General features: G+C 42.0%; 3 protein-coding genes. All 3 read right to left on the bottom strand.

Annotated elements, in window-relative coordinates; all coding sequences use genetic code 11:
• Positions 1-1,156 (bottom strand): PTS sugar transporter subunit IIC (locus ACP45E_RS17040; protein ID WP_069585298.1); only part of this gene is annotated, 1,156 nt, incomplete at its 3' end.
• Between the two features lie 14 nt (positions 1,157-1,170).
• The gene (locus ACP45E_RS17035) at positions 1,171-1,479 is read right to left on the bottom strand and encodes a PTS sugar transporter subunit IIB (protein WP_017037838.1); all 309 of its coding nucleotides are present in this window, start codon (positions 1,477-1,479) and stop codon (positions 1,171-1,173) included.
• A 335-nt stretch (positions 1,480-1,814) separates the two neighbouring features.
• Positions 1,815-3,029 carry an iron-containing alcohol dehydrogenase gene (locus ACP45E_RS17030; protein ID WP_069585296.1) on the bottom strand — a complete coding sequence of 405 codons (1,215 nt, stop codon included), beginning with the start codon at positions 3,027-3,029 and terminating at the stop codon, positions 1,815-1,817.
• Between the last annotated feature and the right edge of the window lie 551 nt (positions 3,030-3,580).

Genomic DNA, 3,580 nt, shown 5'->3' with positions numbered 1-3,580 from the left:
CAATTGGGGCGGGCATTGTCCAAGGTGGCAGAGCCACCACTTTTGAAATCAATTCCGTTTTGAACGCCATCCACACAATGCAGGTGTTCACTATTGGCGATAACATCCAAGGAATAAAATAGTTCACATTCATAACGATCGGTGTACCAAAGATAACCGGTTCGTTAATGTTAAATGTCCCAGGAATAATAGACATACGACCTATGGTTTTAAGGTGCGTCGCTTTTGAGCGCATCATCAGCACGACAAGGCCCCATGTGCCGCCCGCTCCCCCAACAAAGATAAAGAAATCAAGCACTGGGTTGACGAAGATCTTAGGCAGTTCCTGGCCCGCCGCTAATGCATCTTGATTCAATCCAAGGTTGACGATCAGTATTGGATAAAGAATTCCGACCACAACGACTTGTGAGCCATGTATACCCGCAAACCATAATAGTTGGATCAAGATGACGGCAAGCAAACAAGCAAAGAAAGAATCAGACGCTGCGACAATTGGCTTAAACAACTCCATTACAGCAGTTGGAATGTTCAATTCGTTGTAACCCAGCGTGACATTAAGCGACACAACAATCACCGTCAGCAATACGATGGGAATCAGTAAATCAAAGGACGCAGAAATCTTTGGCGGTACCGCTTCTGGCAGTTTCAAGCGAATATTGTATTTTAAAAGAAAGCGTTGAAACTCTGGAACAAAAAGACCACAGATTATCGCGGTAAATGCACCTGAACCTCCTAAATGAACGATGGGCATAATCCCACCGTGATCGGCGATGAATTGAACAGGGGCAACAGCCAATAGAAACGTAAACATCGACAACAAACCCGAGTTCAGCGCTCTTAGTTTGTAATGCTCAGCTAAATTAAACCCTATCGAAAACGCCGCATATAGGGCAAAAATACCCATACTGACTTGAAAAGCTGAAAGAATATTCCCTTGCCCAATCGCATCAACAACGGATTGCCAACCCGCTAAAAACGCGTTGCTGTTTCCCGGAGGAAACGCGAGAACAAGCAATAGTGAGCCAACGATTAAAAAAGGCATAGTCGCAACAAAGCCATCCTTCACGGCATTAACATGAGGCTGAGTTGAAACTTTATAAGCAACAGGGGTGATCACACGTTCTATGGTATGGGTAATCTGGTTCATAACACTCATAGCAACTTCCTTTATCAAAGTGATTTGTAGAGACCGATGGCCTGATCAAGGATGACATCCCCTTTCATCATTCCGTAATTCAGCATATCTATAAGGTCGCACGCTTTTCCTTCCTCATTGGCACGTTGCTTAAAGTGCTCAAATCTAAACTTTACTTGGGGCGCAACCAGGCACACATCATTTTCTAGTAGCCGTTCTTCAAACTCTGAGATTGAATACGCATTGATCTCACAAGAAACCCCCTTTTCATGGGCTGAGTTTTTCATTTTGGTCACGAGAATGCTGGTGGACATTCCTGCGGAGCAACATAAAAATATTTTCATCGTGGCTTTCCTAGTAGAAGAAATTAAGAGCCAAGTATAATCTTCAAAATAATGAATAAATAAATCACAAGTCACAGAGATGGATATATGAACAAATACGAGTATTAAAGAAGATCAAAAAAAGTAGCATAAGATTCTGATATATATGAAATAAAAACGATTATCTAAATATATATAAATATTCAATATTTTGAAGTATTTCTAATAAATTAAAAAACAGGCTTGTATTTGATGATAAATAAATAAGAAAGGCCCTGCCCTGACAAAGTAACAAGGCAAAGTGGTTAGAAAGGTATTAGGTATAAAACGGTTAGGCTTGAGTGTCTACTTAACCGTCATTTTATATGCGCCATACTGGCTATAAGTTGTTCACACTCTTCTTGCTGCATGTACCTAGGAACAGGATAGTTCCAGTGAGCTTCACGTAATGACTGCTGTGCAAGCTCTGAAACGTGTTCATCAATAATGACGTCAAAATGGCCGGGTAGATCCAGCTTTAGACACAATGCTTTAATGTAGTCGATGAATGCTTGCGCTTTAACCGTATCACTTGCACGGCGATCAACAATATCAAGAGTATCGGCTAGGTTTGCCAATCGACCTTTCGCTTCAAACTTTGAGTGCTCTAAAACATAAGGCAGTATGATGGCATTGGCTAACCCATGGGGTGTACCGTATTTCGCACCAATAGAGTGTGCGATGGCATGGGTATAACCTAAACTGGCTTTGGTAAATGCTAGCCCCCCGTAATAGGATGCCAGCGCCATTCTTTGACGTGCCGTTGAATTCTGACCAAACTTCACCGCTTTGACTAAATTCTCATCAATAAGTTTAATCGCAGCAATCGCATAGCGGTCGGTTTCAGCGGTTGCATTACCAGAAATATAAGCCTCAACAGCGTGTGTCAGCGCATCCATGCCCGTTTGTGCGGTAATGTGTGCGGGTAACGCCATCATAAGGCTGGGATCTAATGCAGCGGCAATAGGCACCAATTTAGGATCCATTAAAGGCGTTTTCAAATGCGTTTTTGGATCAGACACGACAGCGGCAACCGTCACCTCCGAACCTGTACCTGCGGTAGTCGTCAATACAAAAAGTGGCGCTGGCGCTTTCCACACTCGAAGAATCCCAACCAGTTTTTCAATCGGTTTTTTATTGGTAACGCAGGCCGCGATGACCTTTGCACAATCAATAGAAGATCCACCACCAATCGCGACAACACCATGGCATTTGTGCTTGTGGTATAACGCAAGCCCGGCTTCAACTTGATCATAAGTTGGGTCAGGGATCACGCCATTAAACACCTCACAATGAACCCCTACTCTTTCAAACTCAAAGACCAGCCTTTTGATAAACCCTAGCTTTTCAATACCTTCGTCTGAAACCACCAGCACTCGGTTAACGCCCATAATGGAAACACTGTGACAAAGCTGCGACAGTGAATCTTTGCCAAAAAACAAAGTGGGCTTTGAGATAGGAAGAAACTTAGCGGCAACCTTTAATACCCTCATGTACATTTTGTGCAGTAAGTAATAGAGCTTTTGTTCCATTATAAGTCTCTGTTTTGATGCCCCGATATACCTAGCCTAGGCAATACAAGTCGTTATCTCTAGTTTAAACGTCACCTTTTTCAAACTAAATGTTATTAATCTTAAACCTTTAGCGCTTAATCGTGAGCTCACGCCAATAAAGCATCAAGCGACTTTTCACCACAACATGCTAGTGAATCCTCATAATCAGGACATAACCGCTGAATAAAAAACCATCAGAAAGCACATAAGTAGTCACCCAATGCACTGCGCTTCCCGCCTTTAGCCTAATAAAACCCTCTTACTAATAGAAATGTCAGCACAAATCAATTCATTTTTAGTCTAAGTGCACGAAACAAACTCTGGCTCAAATTAACAGACAAAAATGTTGCACCAAAGATTTGTAACGGAATAATAAGGATGTTGCAGATATGTAACACACAACATAAATATCAATACCAAAAATTATAACTATTAATCTTTTATAACTAATTTATTCAGACAGGAAAAATGATGTACAAAAAAATAATGCTCGCCACCCTTGGCAGCGCAGCGGCAGGCAATGTTGCAGC

The organism is Vibrio genomosp. F10 str. 9ZD137 (genome assembly GCF_049974785.1).
In the GTDB taxonomy this organism is placed as follows: domain Bacteria; phylum Pseudomonadota; class Gammaproteobacteria; order Enterobacterales; family Vibrionaceae; genus Vibrio.
Note: the sequence above shows the minus strand (reverse complement) of the source record. Positions and strands in the feature narration are given on the sequence as shown.